The 17,797-nt window shown below is 70.1% G+C and carries 19 protein-coding genes; 4 read left to right on the forward strand and 15 right to left on the reverse strand.

The window, feature by feature from the left end; translation table 11 throughout:
• A complete protein-coding gene (locus HIR79_RS15715) occupies nucleotides 1–891 on the reverse strand; it encodes a DMT family transporter (protein ID WP_119021812.1) in 891 nt (296 codons plus the stop codon).
• 106 nt (nucleotides 892–997) lie between these two features.
• Here HIR79_RS15715 and HIR79_RS15720 point away from each other — a divergent pair, with 106 nt between their 5' ends.
• From HIR79_RS15720 to ettA, 4 genes are all read left to right on the forward strand, one after another.
• Nucleotides 998–2,311, forward strand: coding sequence for an MFS transporter (locus tag HIR79_RS15720; protein ID WP_169959040.1), 1,314 nt, complete (start codon nucleotides 998–1,000; stop codon nucleotides 2,309–2,311).
• A gap of 142 nt (nucleotides 2,312–2,453) precedes the next feature.
• A complete protein-coding gene (locus HIR79_RS15725) occupies nucleotides 2,454–2,885 on the forward strand; it encodes a PAS domain-containing protein (protein ID WP_169959041.1) in 432 nt (143 codons plus the stop codon).
• A 212-nt stretch (nucleotides 2,886–3,097) separates the two neighbouring features.
• Nucleotides 3,098–3,298, forward strand: coding sequence for a PA3496 family putative envelope integrity protein (locus tag HIR79_RS15730; protein WP_169959042.1), 201 nt, complete (start codon nucleotides 3,098–3,100; stop codon nucleotides 3,296–3,298).
• 74 nt (nucleotides 3,299–3,372) lie between these two features.
• The gene (ettA, locus tag HIR79_RS15735; protein WP_169959043.1) at nucleotides 3,373–5,034 is read left to right on the forward strand and encodes an energy-dependent translational throttle protein EttA; all 1,662 of its coding nucleotides are present in this window, start codon (nucleotides 3,373–3,375) and stop codon (nucleotides 5,032–5,034) included.
• Nucleotides 5,035–5,129: 95 nt separating this feature from the next.
• Here the strand turns inward: ettA and HIR79_RS15740 are convergent, their stop codons facing one another.
• The 14 genes from HIR79_RS15740 to HIR79_RS15805 all read right to left on the reverse strand — a co-directional run bounded on the left by HIR79_RS15740 (nucleotide 5,130) and on the right by HIR79_RS15805 (nucleotide 17,767).
• Nucleotides 5,130–5,285, reverse strand: coding sequence for a DUF1328 domain-containing protein (locus tag HIR79_RS15740; RefSeq protein ID WP_119021816.1), 156 nt, complete (start codon nucleotides 5,283–5,285; stop codon nucleotides 5,130–5,132).
• Between the two features lie 131 nt (nucleotides 5,286–5,416).
• Entirely contained in the window at nucleotides 5,417–6,319 is a 903-nt protein-coding gene (gene lpxL, locus HIR79_RS15745) for an LpxL/LpxP family Kdo(2)-lipid IV(A) lauroyl/palmitoleoyl acyltransferase (protein WP_169959044.1), read from the reverse strand.
• Between the two features lie 55 nt (nucleotides 6,320–6,374).
• Nucleotides 6,375–7,493 (reverse strand): alanine racemase, encoded by a 1,119-nt coding sequence (gene alr / locus HIR79_RS15750; protein WP_169959045.1) that lies wholly within the window; start codon nucleotides 7,491–7,493, stop codon nucleotides 6,375–6,377.
• 160 nt (nucleotides 7,494–7,653) lie between these two features.
• Entirely contained in the window at nucleotides 7,654–9,096 is a 1,443-nt protein-coding gene (locus HIR79_RS15755) for a TolC family outer membrane protein (protein WP_169959046.1), read from the reverse strand.
• 107 nt (nucleotides 9,097–9,203) lie between these two features.
• The gene (rpoS, locus tag HIR79_RS15760; protein ID WP_502708679.1) at nucleotides 9,204–10,211 is read right to left on the reverse strand and encodes an RNA polymerase sigma factor RpoS; all 1,008 of its coding nucleotides are present in this window, start codon (nucleotides 10,209–10,211) and stop codon (nucleotides 9,204–9,206) included.
• A gap of 122 nt (nucleotides 10,212–10,333) precedes the next feature.
• Nucleotides 10,334–11,497, reverse strand: coding sequence for a peptidoglycan DD-metalloendopeptidase family protein (locus HIR79_RS15765; protein WP_169959048.1), 1,164 nt, complete (start codon nucleotides 11,495–11,497; stop codon nucleotides 10,334–10,336).
• Nucleotides 11,490–12,464, reverse strand: a complete 975-nt coding sequence (locus tag HIR79_RS15770) for a DUF368 domain-containing protein (protein WP_169959049.1) — start codon at nucleotides 12,462–12,464, stop codon at nucleotides 11,490–11,492. Before HIR79_RS15770 ends, HIR79_RS15765 begins: the two co-directional genes overlap by 8 nt.
• A 13-nt stretch (nucleotides 12,465–12,477) precedes the next feature.
• A complete protein-coding gene (locus HIR79_RS15775) occupies nucleotides 12,478–13,158 on the reverse strand; it encodes a protein-L-isoaspartate(D-aspartate) O-methyltransferase (RefSeq protein ID WP_119021822.1) in 681 nt (226 codons plus the stop codon).
• Complete coding sequence (surE, locus tag HIR79_RS15780; protein ID WP_169959050.1) at nucleotides 13,145–13,891, reverse strand: 5'/3'-nucleotidase SurE; 747 nt, start codon at nucleotides 13,889–13,891, stop codon at nucleotides 13,145–13,147. The genes HIR79_RS15775 and surE overlap by 14 nt, the downstream gene beginning before the upstream one ends.
• Before the next feature lie 11 nt (nucleotides 13,892–13,902).
• Nucleotides 13,903–14,979, reverse strand: coding sequence for a tRNA pseudouridine(13) synthase TruD (gene truD / locus HIR79_RS15785; protein ID WP_249322190.1), 1,077 nt, complete (start codon nucleotides 14,977–14,979; stop codon nucleotides 13,903–13,905).
• Entirely contained in the window at nucleotides 14,972–15,478 is a 507-nt protein-coding gene (gene ispF, locus HIR79_RS15790; protein WP_110069166.1) for a 2-C-methyl-D-erythritol 2,4-cyclodiphosphate synthase, read from the reverse strand. The genes truD and ispF overlap by 8 nt, the downstream gene beginning before the upstream one ends.
• Complete coding sequence (gene ispD, locus HIR79_RS15795; RefSeq protein ID WP_169959052.1) at nucleotides 15,478–16,224, reverse strand: 2-C-methyl-D-erythritol 4-phosphate cytidylyltransferase; 747 nt, start codon at nucleotides 16,222–16,224, stop codon at nucleotides 15,478–15,480. The genes ispF and ispD overlap by 1 nt, the downstream gene beginning before the upstream one ends.
• The gene (gene ftsB, locus HIR79_RS15800; RefSeq protein ID WP_169959053.1) at nucleotides 16,221–16,556 is read right to left on the reverse strand and encodes a cell division protein FtsB; all 336 of its coding nucleotides are present in this window, start codon (nucleotides 16,554–16,556) and stop codon (nucleotides 16,221–16,223) included. Before ftsB ends, ispD begins: the two co-directional genes overlap by 4 nt.
• Nucleotides 16,557–16,615: 59 nt before the next feature.
• On the reverse strand, nucleotides 16,616–17,767 hold the full coding sequence (locus HIR79_RS15805) for a GNAT family N-acetyltransferase (RefSeq protein ID WP_169959054.1): 1,152 nt from the start codon (nucleotides 17,765–17,767) through the stop codon (nucleotides 16,616–16,618).
• Between the last annotated feature and the right edge of the window lie 30 nt (nucleotides 17,768–17,797).

A 17,797-nucleotide genomic window follows, 5' to 3' on the forward strand; every position in this document is an offset into this window, starting at 1 on the left:
TCAGGCCTGCGGGTGCGGCGCCGGGGCCTTCTGCCACTGCTGCAGCGCGAGGCCCCCGAGGATCAGCACGAGGCCGACCAGGGTCGAGGCCAGGATCGGCTCCCCCACCACCAGGAAGAGCAGCAGCAGCGACACCGGCGGCGAGAGGAAGATCAGGTTGGAGACCTTGGCCGTGCGCGACACCCGGTGCACGGCGAGCTGCCACAGCACGAAGGCGATGCCCATCTCGAAGAGCCCCACGTAGACCCCGGCGGCGAGCCCCGGCCAGCCGTACCACTGGAGGCCCGGCCCCGCCAGCAGCAGCAGCGTGAGCACCGGCAGCCCGACGCTGAAGTTCTGCCACTGGGCCACCAGCGGCGGGCGATGATCCCGTGCATTGAGCAGCCAGTAGAGCGCCCAGATCAGGGTCGAGGCCAGCGCCAGGGCGACCCCCAGGGGGTCCGCGAAAGCCACGTCGAACACCGCCCCGCGGGTGGCGATCACCCACACCCCGGCGTAGGCGACCAGGCCGGCCAGCACATCCATTCGAGTCAGCCGCTGGCCGAGCAGCGGCACGGCGAGAAACGCCATGGCCAGCGCCCAAGTGTAGTTGAGGGCCATGGCCTCCTGGCCCGGCAGGCGGTCATAGGCCCCAAAGAGCAGCAGGTAGTAGGCCACCGGGTTCATCAGCCCCGCCCAGGCGGCGGTGCGCCAGCCGCGCTGGAACGCCTGGCCGGCGAGCCCCTGGCGCACCACCAGGGCGCCGATCAGCGCCCAGGAGACCAGCGAGGCGAGCCACATCAACTCAAGCGGCGACATGTAGCCCAGCGCCACCTTGAAGGCGGTGGCCACGGTGGACCACAGCGCCACGGCGCCGAGGCCGTAGAGCATCGCCTGACCGTCCCGGGTCATGGCGATGAGCGCCCGCCGGGAGAGCGGCGGTGAAGCAGGATGGATGACACGGCGGCCTCCCTGTCGCGACAATATGAGTGAAACATCCTACCAGCGAGGAGCCCCCATGGCCGCACCCGAGATCAGCCAGTCCCGCCTCTACGAGTGGCTGACCGGCGACGAGGACAGCCGGATGTGCAAGGACATCCCGGACGAGGCCTGCGACGAGCAGCCGCGGAGCTTCTTCCTGCACCTGGTCGCCTCGCTCGGCAACAAGCTGGCCGACGAGCTTTCCAGCGCAAGGCTGGTGCTGCCCTGGCTGATGGGGGTAATCGGCGCACCGCTGTGGATGGTGGGCCTGCTGGTGCCGATCCGCGAGGCCGGCGCCCTGCTGCCCCAGCTCTTCGTGGCGGGGTTCATTCGCTTGAGGCCCGAGCGCAAGTGGGCCTGGGTGGCGGGCGGGCTCCTGCAGGCGGTGGCCGCGGCCCTGCTCGCCCTGCTGGCGCTGTTCGGCTCCGGCGCCGTGGGCGGCGGGCTGGTGCTCGCCGTGCTGGTGGCGCTGTCGCTCGCCCGGGGGCTCTCCTCGGTGGCCACCAAGGACGTGCTGGGCAAGACCATCAGCAAGCAGCGCCGCGGCACCCTGATGGGCTGGAGCGGCAGCATGGCCGGGGCGGTGACCCTGGCCGCCGGTGCGGTCCTGGTGCTCTTCGACGACCGGCCAGGCGAACTGGCCCTGGCGGTGCTGCTCGGCATCGCGGCCCTGGGCTGGGCGCTCAACGCCCTGTGTGCGGCGCGCATCAGGGAGGCCCCCGGCGCCGTGGGGGGCGGCGAGAACGCCTGGGACAGTGTCAGGCTGGGGCTGCGCCTGCTGCGCGAGGATCGCGCCTTCCTGCACTTCAACCTCTCCCGCGCCCTGCTGCTGGCCAGCGCCCTGGCACTGCCCTACGTGGCGCTGCTCGGCCAGCAGCAGAGCGGCACCGCACTGGGGGGACTCGGCGTGCTGATCGTGGTCTCGGGGCTCGCCGGCATGGTGGCGAGCCCGGCATGGGGGAAGCGCGCCGACGCCTCCAGCCGCCGGGTGATGCGTGATGCCGGGCTCGGCGCGACTTTCTGCTGCCTGCTGGCCGCCGCCATCGCCTGGCTGCCGGGCGCCTGGAGCCAGACCGTGTGGCCCTATGCGCTGGTCTATGCCCTGCTGGTGATCATCCACGCCGGGGTGCGCCTGGGCCGCAAGACCTATATCGTCGACATGGCCGGCAGCGACAGGCGCGCGCTCTACGTGGCACTCTCCAACACCATCACCGGGGTGCTGATGCTGGTGGTGGGTGGCTTGGTCGGTGCGCTGGCCCAGTGGCTCGGCACCGCCGCGCTGATGGTGGTGCTGGCGCTGATGGCGCTGGCCGCCGCGGCCAGCGCCAGCCGGCTGCCTGAAGTGGAGTGAACAGGTGGAGTGAGCGCGCCGCGTTGAAATCCCCCGGCCGTCTGGCCATGATGTAACCAGCTGTGGAGTGCCCGCCGCCGTCGCCCTACCGGGCGGCCAGGACAGGATTTGCGACAGGATCGCCCAGAATGGAACGTCCAGAATGAAACGATCACCCCTGATCAGCCCGGAACTGCTCGAGCGCATCGTCGATGCCTCCGAAGATGGCATCGTGGTCGCCGAACAGGAGGGCGACGAGAACATCCTGATCTACGTGAACAAGGGGTTCGAACGCCTGACCGGCTACAGTGCCGACGAGATCCTCTACCAGGACTGCCGCTTCCTGCAGAACGAGGATCGCGACCAGGAGGGCCTGGTGGCCATCCGCAAGGCACTGGCCGAGGGGCGCCCCTGCCGCACCGTACTGCGCAACTACCGCAAGGACGGCACCCTGTTCTGGAACGAGCTCTCCATCACCCCCGTCCACGACGACGATGACAACCTGACCTACTACATCGGCGTGCAGAAGGACGTCACCGAGCGGGTCGAGGCCCAGCTGGAACTGGAGCGCCTCAAGGCCGAGCATGGCCTTTAGTGAGACGGTCCGGGCTGCCCCGACCGGCCGCGCCGGCAAATAAATTCGCGCGGGGGCTTGTGCCCCGCGCCAAGTGGCGATATATAGCGCCCAGGCAACCACGTTGCCTGGGCGCTTCGGATTCCGCGTTACAGACCTGCAACGCACTGGGGAAGAGAAGCGATATGTGACCGGTCGACGCCCGTCGACCCCTGGCCATGGGAGGAGATCGCATGGGCCGTGAACACCTTCTCGAACCGAGCCTCGATGACGAGGTGGATTTTTCCGAAGCGGTGAATGACGAGGAGTATGCTCGTCCCCGCACCAGCCGCGCCGATACCCTGCGCGCCCGCCGCCGCGTGGAGGCGCTGCTCGAGGAGCGTCGCCTGCGTCGCGCCATCGAGGACGACTGGGCCATAGACGAAGAGGAGTAGGGCCGCGGCTGGCCTTTGCCTGCAGTGGCCACTATCATCGTGGCCACTGCAAATCCTCCAACCGATGGGTTCCCATGGCGCAATACGTCTTCACCATGAACCGGGTGGGCAAGGTCGTGCCCCCCAAGAAGCAGATCCTCAAGGACATCTCCCTCTCCTTCTTCCCGGGTGCCAAGATCGGCGTACTGGGCCTCAACGGCTCGGGCAAGTCGACCCTGCTGCGCATCATGGCCGGGGTCGACACCGAGTTCGAGGGCGAGGCGCGCCCGATGCCGGGCATCAACGTCGGCTACCTGCCCCAGGAGCCCGAGCTCGACGACGACAAGAACGTCCGCGAGACCGTGGAAGAGGCCCTGGGCGCCATCAAGGAAGCCCAGGAGAAGCTCGACGCCGTCTATGCCGCCTACGCCGAGCCGGACGCCGACTTCGACGCCCTGGCCGCCGAGCAGGCGCGCCTGGAGAACATCATCGAGGCCGCCGACGCCCACAACCTCGAGCGCAAGCTCGAGGTGGCCGCCGAGGCCCTGCGCCTGCCGCCCTGGGAGGCCCGAGTCGGCCATCTCTCCGGCGGCGAGCGCCGCCGCGTGGCGCTCTGCCGCCTGCTGCTCTCCAGCCCCGACATGCTGCTGCTCGACGAGCCCACCAACCACCTGGACGCCGAGTCGGTGGCCTGGCTGGAGCGCTTTCTGCACGACTACAACGGCACCGTGGTGGCGATCACCCACGACCGCTACTTCCTCGACAACGTGGCGGGCTGGATCCTCGAGCTCGACCGCGGCCAGGGCATCCCCTTCGAGGGCAACTACTCCGGCTGGCTCGAGGCCAAGGAGCAGCGCCTGGCCCGCGAGGCCAAGCAAGAGGCCTCGAAGAACAAGGCCATCAAGCAGGAGCTGGAGTGGGTGCGCTCCAACGCCAAGGGCCGCCAGGCCAAGAGCAAGGCGCGCCTCAACCGCTTCGAGGAGATGCAGTCCGGCGACTTCCAGAAGCGCAACGAGACCAACGAGATCTACATTCCGCCCGGCCCGCGCCTGGGCGACAAGGTCATCGAGTTCCACGGCGTCGCCAAGGGCTTCGATGACAAGCTGCTCTACGAGAACCTCTCCTTCACCGTGCCCAAGGGCGCCATCGTCGGCATCGTCGGCGGTAACGGCGCGGGCAAGTCGACCCTGTTCAAGCTGATCACGGGCAAGGAACAGCCCGACGCCGGCGAGGTGGTGATCGGCGATACCGTCGATGTCGCCTATGTGGAGCAGCTGCGCGACGGCCTCGACGACAAGCAGACGGTGTGGGAAGCGGTCTCCGACGGCCAGGACATGCTCAACATCAACGGCTACGAGGTCTCCTCGCGGGCCTACGTGGGGCGTTTCAACTTCAAGGGCAATGACCAGCAGAAGCGCTTGAACGAGCTCTCCGGCGGCGAGCGTGGTCGCCTGCAGCTGGCCCAGACCCTGAAGCAGGGCGCCAACGTGCTGCTGCTCGACGAGCCTTCCAACGACCTGGACATCGAGACCCTGCGCGCCCTGGAAGAGGCCCTGCTGGCCTTCCCCGGCTGCGCCATGGTGATCTCCCACGATCGCTGGTTCCTCGACCGCATCGCCACCCACATCCTGGCCTTCGAGGGCGACTCCCACGTGGAGTTCTTCGAGGGCAACTACGCCGAGTACGAGGCGGACCACAGGAAGCGGGTGGGCGACGACACCCCGCACCGCATGAAGTACAAGCGCATCGACGCCTGAGGCGTCGACGCCCTTTCCTCATGCGCAGATAGAGAAGGCCCCTCCAGATGGAGGGGCCTTCTGCGTTGGGGGTGATGGCCGCCGGGGAGAGGCGGTCAGCGTCGTCCGAAGAGCAGCGACACCACGAACAGGATCAGGAACAGCACGAACAGGATCTGGGCGATCGAGGTGGCGACCCCGGCGATACCGGTGAAGCCGAGGACGCCGGCGATGATAGCGATAATCAGAAATAGCAGGGCGTTGCCAAGCATGGGAACCTCCCTTTCCGGTGCATTTTCCGGTTATCCAGCGGGGCCAGCCTTCGCCCCGCGCTCCCCTACAGCCTTGTCATCCCGAGCAGGAATGGCAAGTTACGCTTGGTGTCCCCCTGTAATCCCCGGCCTCAGTAGAGGTCGGCCTCCCCCTCCGGTCGGGTCTTGAAGCGCCGGTGCAGCCACAGGTACTGCTCGGGATGCTTGCGGATGGCGCCCTCGATGAAGGCATTGATGCGCGCCGCATCGGCCACCTCGCCCCCGCTGGGGAAGTTGTCCAGCGGCGGCAGGTACTCCAGGGTATAGGTGCGGTTGTCCGGGTTACGGTGGAACATCAGCGGCATGACCGGTGCCCCGGTCATGCGGGCGATCTTGGCGGTGAGCTTGATGCTGGCCGCCTCGATGCCGAAGAAGGGAGCGAAGACGCTGACATCGCGACCGAAGTCCTGATCCGGTGAGTACCAGACGTGATGGCCTGCCTTGATGCGGCGCACCACGCCGCGCAGGTCGTGGCGGTCGATGGCGGTGCCGAAGATGCGCTTGCGGGCCCGGGTCATGAAGCGCTCGAAGAGCGGGTTGTCGTGGGGGCGATAGACCACGTCCGCCGGGAAGAAGAGCGAGTGCAGGGCCCCGCCCAGGTCGAGGGTCGAGAAGTGCACGCCGATGACCAGCGCCCCCTTCCCTTCGGCCTGCACCCTGGCCATATGCTCCTGGCCCTTGAAGGTGACCCGGTGGCGCAGGTGCTCCGGGTCACGGCACCAGCCGGTGGCGGTCTCCATGATGCCGATGCCGTTGGCGATAAAGGTCTCCCTGACCAGCCGCCGCTGCTGGTCATCATCCAGCTCGGGAAAGCAGAGCCTGAGGTTGGTCTCGGTAATATGGCGCCGGCGCCGGGCGAAGCGCCAGGCGGCAAGGCCAATTCCCTTGCCGACCCAGAGCTTGAGCCGCCAGGGCAGCCAGGCCGCCAGGTACATCAGCCCGATGGCGAACCACACCGGCCAGTAGCGGGGGTGGGCGAAGTTCTGGTGGCTCATGGGGACAGACCCCAATTAACGGACCGCTCCATGTGAACCCTCTCCTTGTGCATGATTAATTGGGGTCTGTCCCCGATTCCCCATGATACCGCCTCGGCACCCGGGGCAGCACCCCGGTGAGCAGGGTGTAGCTGATGGTGTCGCAGTGACGGGCGACCTCGTCCACGCCGAGCACCTCGCCGCCCGCCGCCCGGCCCCACAGCACCACCTCGCTGCCGATGTCGGCCTCGGGAATATCGGTGATATCCACGGTCATCATGTCCATGGAGACCTTGCCGGCGACGGCGGTGCGCTTGCCCGCCACCAGCACCGGGGTGCCGTCTACCGCATGGCGGTCGTAGCCGTCGCCGTAGCCACAGGCCACCACGCCGATGCGCGACGGCCGCGGGGTGACCCAGCGCCCGCCATAGCCCACCGGCTCGCCAGCGGGCAGCTCGCGCACGGCGATGATCGCCGAGCGCAGGGTCATCACCGGCGCGAGCCGGCGGCTCGCCGCGTTGGACTGCTCCAGCGGGTCGCTGCCGTAGAGCATCACCCCGGGGCGGTTCCAGGCGCCGTGGGCCTCGGGGCGGGCCAGGGTGGCCGGCGAGTTGGCCAGGCAGAGCGGTGCGCCGAGCCGCTCGGCCAGGGCCGCGAGCCGCGTCATCTGGCCGGCGAAGTAGCCGGTGGCGGCAAGGTCCGCGGTGGCGAAGTGGGTCATCAGGTGCAGGTCGCAGGCGTGACCGGGTGCCGCCGCCAGGCGTTGCCAGGCGCCCTCCGTCCGCTCGGGAGAAAAGCCCAGGCGGTGCATGCCGGTATCCACCTTGAGCCAGGTGGGAATCGGCCGGGCGGGACGCCGGGCGAGCAGCGCCTCCACCTGCCAGTCGCTGTGCACCGCCATCCACAGGCCCAGCGCCTCGACCTGGTCGAGCTCAGCGGCCTCGAAGATCCCCTCGAGCAGCACGATGGGAGTACTGATGCCCGCCTCGCGAAGGGTCACCGCCTCCTCGATGCAGGCCACCGCGAAGGCCGGGGCGAGGCCCTCAAGCGCTCGCGCGCAGGCCACCGCACCATGGCCGTAGGCGTCGGCCTTGAGCACCGCGACGGCACGGCTGTCGGGGGCCAGGGAGCAGGCGAGACGATAGTTGTGACGCAGGGCATCGAGGTCGATATCGGCGATCAGCGGCCGGGCCATGGCGGATCCTGAAGCTGTGAAGGGAGAGGCTGGCGAGAAGAATTGACCAGAAGAGCTGGCATTATCCATGGATAGCGCGGCTATCTCATGACAGAAACCACCAAATTATTGGTGGTTTCTGGTGGCAAGAGTCAATAAATAATCAGCTGGCAGCAAATCTTCAGGATGGCGACCGAGGCCGCTGACCGATGTTCATCACCGGGTCATCGTTGGCCATCGCCGGCAGCTCCAGCGACACCGCCCCCTCGCTGCGCAGCCAGGCGTTGACCGCCTGGATCGACTCGGCGTCGAGCAGCCCCGCCTGCTGCTGCAGGCGCAGCAGGCCGAGCACGTAGTCGTAGCGCGCCTCGGCGTGGTCGGCGATGGCGTTGAACAGGTTGCGCTCGGCGTTGAGCACGTCGACGATGTTGCGGGTGCCTACCTCGTAGCCGGAGCGGGTCGCCTCCAGGGCGCTGCGGTTGGAGACGATGGCCTGGGCACGAGCCTCCACCGTCTCCACGTCGTTGCTCACCCGGGTGAACAGCGAGCGCACCTGCTGGACGGTATCGCGGCGCTGGGCCTCGAAGTCGTACTGGGAGACCTCCAGGGCGAAGCCGCTCTGACGAATCTGTGCCTGGGTGCTGCCGCCGGTGTAGAGCGGCATGCTGGCGCGCAGGCCGAGCTGGCTGCCGGAGTTGTAGCCGGAAGCCCCGCTGCGGTCGTTGTCCGAGTAGTCGTAGCGGGCGAAGGCCTCCAGGCGCGGCAGCTGGCCGGCCCGGGAGACGTCGAGCTCGCTGCGCGCCACCTCGATGCCGGCCTCGGCCATCTGCAGCATGGGACTGTTGGCCATGGCGAGCTCGACCCAGTCGCCACGATCCACGGGCTCCGGCGGCACGATGGGAATCTCCTCGGCGAGGCCGTCGATGCTCTCGTAGCGCTTCCCGGTCAGGCGCTCCAGGGCCTCGAAGCTGACCTGCATGGCGCTCTCGGCGGCGATGCGCTGAGCGCGGGCCAGGTCGAAGGAGGCCTGGGCCTCGTGCACCTCGGTGATGGCGATCAGCCCCACCTCGAAGCGCTCCCGGGCCTGCTCCAGCTGGCGCTCGATGGCGGTCTCCTGGGAGCGGCGCGCCGAGAGGATGTCGTGGGCGCGCAGGATCTCGAAGTAGGCCTCGGCCACGTCCAGCAGCAGCTGCTGCTCGGCTACCGCAAGCGACAGCGATTCGCGATCGACCCGGCGCTCGGCCTGGGCGAGCTGGGCGCGCCGCGCGGGGTCATAGAGCGCCTGGCTGGCGTCCAGGTTCACGCCGAGGCTGTTGACGTCGTCATCCTCGTCCCGCGGCAGCTGGCCGGGCTGCACCACGCCGCCCGACTGGCTCTCGTAGGTACGGCTGTGGGTCAGGTTGGCACCGAGGCTGAGCTGGGGCAGCAGGGTGCCGCGCTGCACGTCGCGCCCCGCCTCCACGGCGGAGAAGCCCGAGCGGGCGGCGGCCAGGGTGGCGTCGTTGTCGAGGGCGTCGCGGGCGACGGTCCAGAGGTCGGTGGCCTGAGCGGTGCCGGCCACGGCCAGCCCCACGAGGAGGACCAGCGGCCGGGGCAGCAGGCGGGTCAGGGTCGGGCGATGCATGGGCTTGCGATTCCTGTACGGGGCCGAAGCCTGCATGCTGCCCCAGCAGCATGCAGGAAATCGGCAAGGGGTGCCGGCCGGGGCGACACGCGAGCCGGCACCGAGCGCTAGGCGAAGATCGAATCCAGCGAGAGTCCCTGCTTGTCGAGCACCCGGCGCAGCTTCTTGAGCGCCTCGACCTGGATCTGGCGGACCCGCTCGCGGGTCAGGCCGATCTCCTCGCCCACCTGCTCGAGGGTCGCCGCCTCGTGGCCGCGCAGGCCGAAGCGACGCACCACCACCTCAATCTGCTTCTCGGTGAGCTCGGAGAGCCACTCGTCGACGTGCTGCTTGATGTCGCCATCGAGCAGCGAGGACTCGGGGCCCAGGTCGTTGTCGTCGGCCAGGGTCTCGATCAGCGGCTTGTCGCTGTCGCCGCCTACCGGGTAGTCCACCGAGGAGATGCGCTCGTTGAGGCCCATCATCTTCTTGACCGCCTCCACCGGCTTGTCGAGGTGCTCGGCGATCTCCTCGGCGGTGGCCTCGTGGTCGAGCTTCTGGGTCAGCTCGCGGGCCGCACGCAGGTAGATGTTGAGCTCCTTGACCACGTGAATGGGCAGGCGGATGGTGCGGGTCTGGTTCATGAGCGCCCGCTCGATGGTCTGGCGGATCCACCAGGTGGCATAGGTGGAGAAGCGGAAGCCACGCTCGGGATCGAACTTCTCGACCGCGCGGATCAGGCCGAGGTTGCCCTCCTCGATCAGGTCGAGCAGCGACAGGCCGCGGTTTAGGTAGCGCCGGGCGATCTTGACCACCAGACGCAGGTTGGACTCGATCATCCTCGCGCGCCCGGCCGGATCCCCCTTGCGGGCCAGGCGGCCGTAGTAGACCTCCTCCTCCGGGGTCAGCAGCGGCGAGAAGCCGATCTCGTTGAGGTAGATCTGGGTCGCGTCGAGGCTGTGGTTGCTGTAGCGATCCTCGCGACTCAGCGCCTTCTCGAAGGCCTCCTCGTCGTCACGACGGCTTTCCGTGTCGTCGTGGTCGTCGTCCAGTTCGTCGGCAGCGTCATCCACTACCGCGTCGTCCTTCTCCTCGAGCGTGTCGAGATTCACATCCTGAAGGTCCCGTTCAAGCATGCTCATCGATGGCTACCCTGTGGTTGCGTCCCGGCGCCGATGCCAGACAACAGCATCGGCGCACCTGATTATTATTGTGTGACACCCCGCCACTGCGCGGGCCTTCGGGGCCACCGAGCGCCTCAGCGGGACGGCAGGTAGTTCAGGGGGTCCTGCGGCTGGCCGTTCTTGCGCACCTCGAAGTGCAGTCGCACGTCCTCGGCGTCGCTGTCGCCCATGGTCGCAATGACCTCACCGGCCTCGACCACATCGTTCTCGCGCACGCGCAGGGAGTCGTTGTGGGCGTAGGCGCTCAGGTACTCGTCATTATGCTTGAGCAGGATCAGGTTGCCGTAGCCCCGCACCCCGCTGCCCGCATAGACGACGATCCCCGGACCGGCCGCTCTGACAGGTTGCCCCTTTTGCCCAGCGATATCAATGCCGGCGGTGATGCTGCCGCCCTCGCCGAAACGACCGACGATCTCGCCGTCGGCGGGCCAGCGCCAGTTGACCTCGTCCACCGGCGTGTAGCTGCGCGAGCTGCGATCCGGCGCCGGGCTGCCGCCGGCCACGGCGGTGCCGGCATCCTGCTCGGGCTGTGCAGCGGGCGCAGGCTGGGGTTCGGGCGCAGGCTGGGTGGCCGGCTCGGCCGCCGCCACCTCACGGGCCGCCTCCTGAGCTTCCGGCGCCGGCTCGGCGCTCGCCTCCGGCGCGGTCTCGGCGGCGCGCCGCTCGGCCAGGTCACGCTCGCTCAGACTGCCGTCGGCGCCGGGCGTCGTGGCGTCATAGATGGGGCCGGGGCCCGCCGTGCCGCCGGCGGCCTCCATGGCCCCCTCCATGGCCACCTGGGTCGGGACGTCGGCCTCGTCCAGGGACTGGGCGGAGAGCCGACGGCCCTGCTCGGTGGTGCCGTCGGGCAGCAGCCACTCCATGCTGCCGCTCTCGACATCGGCGGGGGGCTGGCCACCACCCAGGGGGGTGGCCACCACGCCGGGCGTGCTGGCCACGGCGGTGACGCCCTCGTCGCGGGCCGGTCCCGGGCCTTCCGCGTCCAGCACCAGGCGCTGGCCCGGCTGGATCTGGTAGGGGGGGCCAATGCGGTTTAGACGTGCCAGGTCGCGGTAGTCCATGTTGTGGCGCCAGGCGATGCCATAGAGGGTATCGCCCGTCTCCACGGTGTAGTGGGAGGCGGGAGCGCGCTCGCGGCTGGCGGACAGGTCGCGGACCTGCGGCGCCTGGCCCTGCTGCTGGGCGGCACAGCCGGCCATGGCCAGGGCCAGCGCGGAAATCATCATTGCCTTACGCATCGGAAGCATCCTCCTTGTTCGCCCCCTTGGGCGTGCTCACGGCGGCCGGACGCCGGCCGGTACGATCCAGCAGCAGGACCAGGGCCAGGCCGGCCAGCATCAGCGCGGCCACCGCCGGCAGCTGGGCCGATTCGCCGGTGAGCAGGGCGAAGTCGCCCGGGGTGAGATAGCGATAGTCCAGCGGGATCATCTGCCCCTCGGGGCCGAGCTGATAGCGTACCAGTTCGCGCCACGGCCAGAGTACCGGCAGCGATCCCACGATGAAGCCAAGCAGCAGCTGGAGGGTGGCCGCATGGTGGCGGCGCAGCAGCCAGGAGAGCAGGCGAGAGAAGAAGAACAGGCCGATCAGGCAGCCCACCCCGAACACGGCGATCAGGCCCAGGTCGAAGGTGCGGATGCCCTGCATCACGGTGCCATAGAGCCCCATGGTGAGCAGCAGGAAGCTCCCGGAGACTCCGGGCAGCAGCAGCGCGCTGATGGCGATGGCACCGCCCACGATGAGCATCAGGTTGGGGCTGCCGAGCAGGGTGATCAGCGGCATCACCGCCGGCAGGAAGTGGGCCAGCAGCAGCCCCGCCACCAGCGGGGCGATGTGCCACCATCGCCAGTCGGTGGGATGGCGCCCCACCACCAGGGCCGAGGCCGCCACCAGGCCGAAGAAGAAGCCGTTGAGCAGCAGCGGATGGTCCTCCATCAGCCACACCACCAGGTGGGCGACGCTGATCAGGCTGGCGGCGATGCCGGCTAGCAGCGGCACCACGAAGCCCAGGTTGAGGTGGGCGATCAGCATCGGCAGGCCGCCGCGGCGCCAGGCCACGAAGGCGCTGGGCCCGAACTGCTTGATGGTGTGAATCAGCTCCTCGTAGATGCCGGTGACGAAGGCGATGGTGCCGCCCGAGACCCCCGGGACCGCATCGGCGGCCCCCATTCCGGCGCCCCTGAGAAAGATTCCTGGATAACGCTTCAAGCACGAACTCCTTTCAACGAATTACGCCTTCCAGCAGCGGCACGAAGCGAACCGACTCCAGGCGCTGCTGTTCGAATGTGTCGCCCTGGCGCCGCACGCGGGTCAGCCACTGGCGCCCCCGGGCATCGGCCAGCGGCGTGATCAGCACCCCCCCCTCGGCCAGCTGGGCCAGCAGCGGGGCGGGCAGCTCACCGGCACAGGCGGTGAGCAGGATGACATCGAAGGGGGCCTCCTCCGGCCAGCCGTGGCCCCCATCGGCCAGGCGCAGCTGTGCACCCTGGGCCTCCAGCAGGCGCAGGCGCTCGGCGGCGCGGCGGTGCAGGGCATTGATCCGCTCGATGGACCAGAGTTCCGGCACCAGCCGCGCCAGGATCAGGGTCTGGTAGCCCGAGCCGGTGCCGATCTCCAGCACCCGGGCGGGGGCCGCCTCCAGCACCAGCTCGGTCATCCTGGCCACCATCCACGGCTGGGAGAGGGTCTGGCCATGGCCGATGGGCAGCGCGGTGTCCTCGTAGGCGCGATGGGCCAGCGCCTCGTCCAGGAAGAGGTGGCGCGGTTCGGCGGCCATGGTGGCCAGCACGCGGGCATCGCGGATGCCCTGATCGGCCAACCTGGCCACCATGCGGTCGCGGGTGCGCTGGGAGGTCATGCCCACTCCCCGCACCAGCGCCGGCAGTCGTTCAGGTGAGTGCATCCAGCCAGCCCTGTACGTCACTGATCGCCGCATGCCGGGTCAGGTCGGTCTGCAGCGGGGTGATGGAAACGTAGCCGGCCTCGACGGCGGCGAAGTCGGTATCGGCGCCGTCGTCGGCGTTCTCCCCGGCGGCGGCGATCCACCAGCGCACCCGGCCGCGGGGGTCGCGCACCTCGAGGGGCCGCGAGGCCGGACCGCGATAGCCCAGGCGGGTGACCCGGAAGCCCTGGATCTGGTCCCAGGGCAGGTCCGGGACGTTGACGTTGAGCAGGCTGCGCGGCGGCAGCGAGAGCTGGTCGGCGGCGCCCACCAGGCTCGCCGCCACGCGCCCGGCGGTATCGAAGTGGCGCGAGCCCACAAGCGACATGGCGATGGCCGGCATGCCCAGGTTGCGCCCCTCCATGGCGGCAGCCACGGTGCCGGAGTAGAGCACGTCGTCGCCGAGGTTACCGCCGTGGTTGATGCCGGAGATCACCAGGTCAGGCTTCTCGTCCCAGACGCCGTTGACCCCCAGGTAGACGCAGTCTGCCGGGGTGCCGTCGACGCTGTAGAAGCCGTTGTCCATGTCGGTCAGCGACAGCGGCCGGCTCAGGGTCAGGGAGTTGCTGGCCCCGCTCTTGTCGCGGTCCGGTGCCACCACGCGCAGCCGGGCGTGGGGCGCCAGGGCGTCATGCAGGGCACGCAGGCCCGGGGCATGGACGCCGTCGTCGTTGGAAAGCAGCAGTCGGCGCATGGCAGGCTCCTTCACAGGGTGGAGTGGGCGATCAGCTCGCGCAGCACGGCGGTGGCGAAGGCGCCTCGCGGCAGGCTGAAGGCGAGCCACAGCTCGCCCTCGCCGCGGGTCAGGCTCGGCTCGCCGAGGCGCAGGCGCAGCGCGCGTCGTGCCAGGCGCACGCCGGCGCGCTCGAGGCCCGCGCAGAGCGCCGGGTAGCGCTCGCCCAGCCGGGCCTCCCGGTCCAGCGCCTCGCCGGCCGCCACGGAGCCGCCGACGCCCCACAGCACGCCGCTTCCGTGCAGGTCGAGCCGGGCCGCCCGAGCCTCGAGCTCGGCATCCGGCGTCTCCAGGGTGAACTGGCTGGCGGTGCCGTCGAGGATCGCCACCTCGCCGGGCAGCAGGCGGTGCCAGCTGCCGTCGTGGACGCGCTCGGCCAGCTGCTCGTTGAACAGGAAGCTGCGCGCCGCGGAGAGCAGCATGCCGTCGCGGTCATCGCGCTTGCGCCAGCCGCGGGCCAGCAGCGAGCGGGCACGCTGCAGGTTGCGGCCATCCGGCCCGAAGCGCTGGGGCCCGAAATAGTTGGCCACGCCCTGCTCCACCAGCCGCGCCCAGCGCACCTCGAGGGCAGGGTCGGCCACCGCGGGGCCGGTGATCCGCAGGCGAAAGCGATTGGCGCGGTGCACGCCGCGCTTGAGCTTGCGGGGATGGCGCGCCTCGGCCAGCACGCGGATGCCGCGCTCGGCCAGCGCCTCGGCGAGCCCTGCCGGGGCCTCGCGCCCGGGCAGCTGCACCGAGAGCCACTGACGGGTGATGGCGACGCGATCCTTCATGCCGGAGTAGCCGACGTCGCGGGGCGAGGCCTCGCACAGCCGGGCCAGCTCGCGCACCGCCATGGCGGTGGTCAGGTCGCGCTTCTCGACGTGCAGCCAGAGGTGCTCGCCCTGCCCCTCCGGGGCGAAGTCGAGCACCTCGGCGACCTGGAAATCCTCGGGGGTGGCGCGATACTCCCCCGCCGGCGGCGGGCCGAAGTCGGCGTCGAGCACCCGCGGCCAGCTCGGCGGCCAGGCGATGGCATCCGGCTCGCGCCGGGCGTCGGTGTCACTCACCGGCGCGCTCTCCCTCAGCGACGAGGGCCGCGGGCAGCAGCAGCACCACCGCCTCGGCGGCGATCCCCTCGCCGCGCCCGGTGAAGCCCAGGCGTTCGGTGGTGGTGGCCTTGACGTTGACCGCGCCGACCTCGACGCCGAGATCCTCGGCGATGGTGGCGGCCATGGCCGCGATGTGCGGGGCCATCTTCGGCGCCTGGGCCATCAGGGTGGCGTCCAGGTTGCCGACCCGGTAGCCGGCCTTACGCACCAGGCCCACCACGTGGCGCAACAGCACGCGGCTGTCGGCCCCCTTCCAGGCCGGGTCGGTGTCGGGAAAGTGGCGACCGATGTCGCCCAGGGCGCAGGCGCCCAGCAGGGCATCGCTGACGGCGTGCAGCAGCACGTCGCCGTCGGAGTGGGCGACAAAGCCGTGGTCGAAGGGAACGGCGACGCCGCCGATCATCAGGTGGTCGCCTTCGCCGAAGCGGTGGACGTCGAAGCCGTGGCCGATGCGCATCATCTCTCCAGTGCGCCGGAAGGCGCCTTGTCCTGCTCGCCCGAGGCCGTCGCCTGGCGCTGGGCGGCCAGGATCTGCCCGGCCAGGGCCAGGTCCTCGGGATGGGTGATCTTGAGGTTGTCGCGACGCCCGCTGACCAGCCGCGGGGAAAGCCCCAGCGCCTCCACCGCCGAGGCCTCGTCGGTGACCGCCACGCCGGCTTCCCGCGCCGCCGCCAGCGCCCGGCGCAGCAAGCCGTAGCGGAACCCCTGGGGGGTCAGCGCATGCCAGAGGCCGGCGCGGGGCTCGGTGGCCGCGACTCGACCGGCGCCGTCATCGCGCTTCATGGTGTCGGCCACCGGGGCGGCCAGGAGGCCACCCACCGGATCGTCCGCCAGCACGGCGTGAAGGCGGACAAGATCCGCCACGGTCACGCAGGGGCGCGCCACGTCATGGACCAGCACCAGGTCATCGTCGCCGGCCTCGCCCGCGATGGCCGCCAGGGCGCTGGCCACCGAGTCGACCCGCTCGGCACCGCCGGGCACCCGGCGCCACTCGGCGAAGGGCACCCAGGCCGGGTCGAAGCGGGCATCCTCGGGGTCCAGACAGAGGCAGAGGCGCGCCGCGGGAAAGGCGGCATGCAGACGCGCCAGGGTGTGGGCCAGCACCGGGCGGCCGTCGATCGCCAGGTACTGCTTGGGGCGATCAGCCCCCATGCGTCGCCCCTGCCCCGCCGCGGGCACCACCAGCCAGGGCGCCACGCTCATCGGCCGGCCTCCAGGCCCACCGCCGGCGCGGGATTGACCACCGGGACGGCTTCCACCGCCACGCCCGGCACCCAGAAGAAGTACTCGTCGGCGCGCACCATGCCGATGTCGCTGCGGCTGCGCTCCTCGATGGCGTCCAGGCCGGTCTTGAGGTCCAGCACCTCGGCGCCCAGGCGGGCGTTGCGGTCGCGCAGCGGCTTGTTGGCCGCCTCCAGGGCCGCCACCCGCTCGCGCACCTCGCCGAGGTCGCGGATGCCCCCCTCACCCAGCCACAGGCGATACTGCAGCAGGGCGAGCAGGACCAGCAGCACGATGGCCAACCACTTGAGCATGAACAGCGTCCGTCGCGAGAAAAAGGATGGCGGCATTATGCCACCATCGCCGGGCCCGCTCACGCCCTGAACGGCAGCGCCTGCGTCGCGGCGGCGCAATAGGCGCGGATCTGGGCGCGCTCCTCGGCGCAGAAACGCGCCACGGCGTCGCGCAGGCGGGGGTCGGCGATATGGTGAAGCGAGGTGAGCAGGCGCGGCGCGAAGCCCCGGGCCAGCTTGTGCTCTCCCTGGGTGCCGGGGTCGAAGAGGGTCAGCCCCCGGGCCAGGCAGTGCTCGATGCCCTGGTAGTAGCAGGCCTCGAAGTGCAGGCAGTCGGCCATCACCTCGCTGCCCCAGTAGCGGCCGTAGAGGGTGCGCGCGCCCTGCAGGCAGAGCGCCGCGGCCACCGGCCGGCCCTCGAGCCGCGCCTGCACCAGCAGCAGGCTCTCCGGCATGGTGGCGCGCAGCCGGCGGAAGAAGTCCGGGTTGAGGTAGCCGTGGCGCCCCCGCTCCAGGTAGGTGATCTCGTAGCAGCGAAAGAAGTGCTCGAGGGCCGCCGCGTCGATCTCCTCCCCTTCGAGGCGATGCAGCGTCAGCCCCTGGTCGGCGACGAGGCGCCGCTCACGGCGGATCGCCTTGCGCCGCTTGGAGGTCATCGCGGCCAGGAAGCCCTCGAAGTCGCCGTAGCCGGCGTCGCGCCACTGGAACTGCACCCCGTGGCGGGCCAGCAGCCCGGGGCGCGCTGCCTGCCAGGCGGCCACCTCGGCCTCCTCGGCAAACAGCAGGTGCCAGCTGGAGAGCTCGCTGGCCACGCCTTCCCCGCGCCCCTCCCAGGCCATGGCCAGGGCCTCACGGGCGGCCAGCGGGTCGATGCCCTCGGCCAGCGCCAGCCGCGGCCCGGGCGCTGGGGTGTAGGGAATGGCGGTGAGCCCCTTGGGATAGTAGCGCCCGCCGGCGCGCTCCCAGGCATCGGCCCAGCTCCAGTCGAAGACGTACTCCCCGAAGGAGTGGTGCTTGAGGTAGTGGGGCATCGCCCCCACCAGGCGCTCGCCCTGCCAGAGGGTCAGGTGGCGCGGCACCCAGCCGGTGGCCGGGCTCACCGAGCCGCTCGCCTCCAGGGCATGCAGGAACTCGTGACGCAGGAAGGGGTGGTCATCGCCGACCAGGGCGTTCCAGGCCGCGGCCGGCACCGCCTCGATGGCGGGGAGTTCTTGCAACACAAGCGAGGACATGGCGGCTCCGGCAGCTGACAAGCCGTTGGC

It is taken from the genome of Halomonas sp. PGE1 (assembly GCF_013000985.1).
GTDB lineage: Bacteria > Pseudomonadota > Gammaproteobacteria > Pseudomonadales > Halomonadaceae > Halomonas > Halomonas alkalicola.

Coding starts and splice junctions, on each gene's coding strand:
- lpxL (WP_169959044.1), bottom strand. CDS start 6,319: ATGAGCCACCAGAACTTCGCCCACCCCCGCTACTGGCCGGTGTGGTTC.
- HIR79_RS15805 (WP_169959054.1), bottom strand. CDS start 17,767: ATGTCCTCGCTTGTGTTGCAAGAACTCCCCGCCATCGAGGCGGTGCCG.
- HIR79_RS15720 (WP_169959040.1), top strand. CDS start 998: ATGGCCGCACCCGAGATCAGCCAGTCCCGCCTCTACGAGTGGCTGACC.
- surE (WP_169959050.1), bottom strand. CDS start 13,891: ATGCGCCGACTGCTGCTTTCCAACGACGACGGCGTCCATGCCCCGGGC.
- HIR79_RS15740 (WP_119021816.1), bottom strand. CDS start 5,285: ATGCTTGGCAACGCCCTGCTATTTCTGATTATCGCTATCATCGCCGGC.
- alr (WP_169959045.1), bottom strand. CDS start 7,493: ATGGCCCGGCCGCTGATCGCCGATATCGACCTCGATGCCCTGCGTCAC.
- HIR79_RS15755 (WP_169959046.1), bottom strand. CDS start 9,096: ATGCATCGCCCGACCCTGACCCGCCTGCTGCCCCGGCCGCTGGTCCTC.
- ettA (WP_169959043.1), top strand. CDS start 3,373: ATGGCGCAATACGTCTTCACCATGAACCGGGTGGGCAAGGTCGTGCCC.
- HIR79_RS15765 (WP_169959048.1), bottom strand. CDS start 11,497: ATGCGTAAGGCAATGATGATTTCCGCGCTGGCCCTGGCCATGGCCGGC.
- HIR79_RS15775 (WP_119021822.1), bottom strand. CDS start 13,158: ATGCACTCACCTGAACGACTGCCGGCGCTGGTGCGGGGAGTGGGCATG.
- HIR79_RS15730 (WP_169959042.1), top strand. CDS start 3,098: ATGGGCCGTGAACACCTTCTCGAACCGAGCCTCGATGACGAGGTGGAT.
- rpoS (WP_502708679.1), bottom strand. CDS start 10,211: ATGCTTGAACGGGACCTTCAGGATGTGAATCTCGACACGCTCGAGGAG.
- HIR79_RS15725 (WP_169959041.1), top strand. CDS start 2,454: ATGAAACGATCACCCCTGATCAGCCCGGAACTGCTCGAGCGCATCGTC.
- ftsB (WP_169959053.1), bottom strand. CDS start 16,556: ATGCTCAAGTGGTTGGCCATCGTGCTGCTGGTCCTGCTCGCCCTGCTG.
- ispD (WP_169959052.1), bottom strand. CDS start 16,224: ATGAGCGTGGCGCCCTGGCTGGTGGTGCCCGCGGCGGGGCAGGGGCGA.
- ispF (WP_110069166.1), bottom strand. CDS start 15,478: ATGCGCATCGGCCACGGCTTCGACGTCCACCGCTTCGGCGAAGGCGAC.
- HIR79_RS15715 (WP_119021812.1), bottom strand. CDS start 891: ATGACCCGGGACGGTCAGGCGATGCTCTACGGCCTCGGCGCCGTGGCG.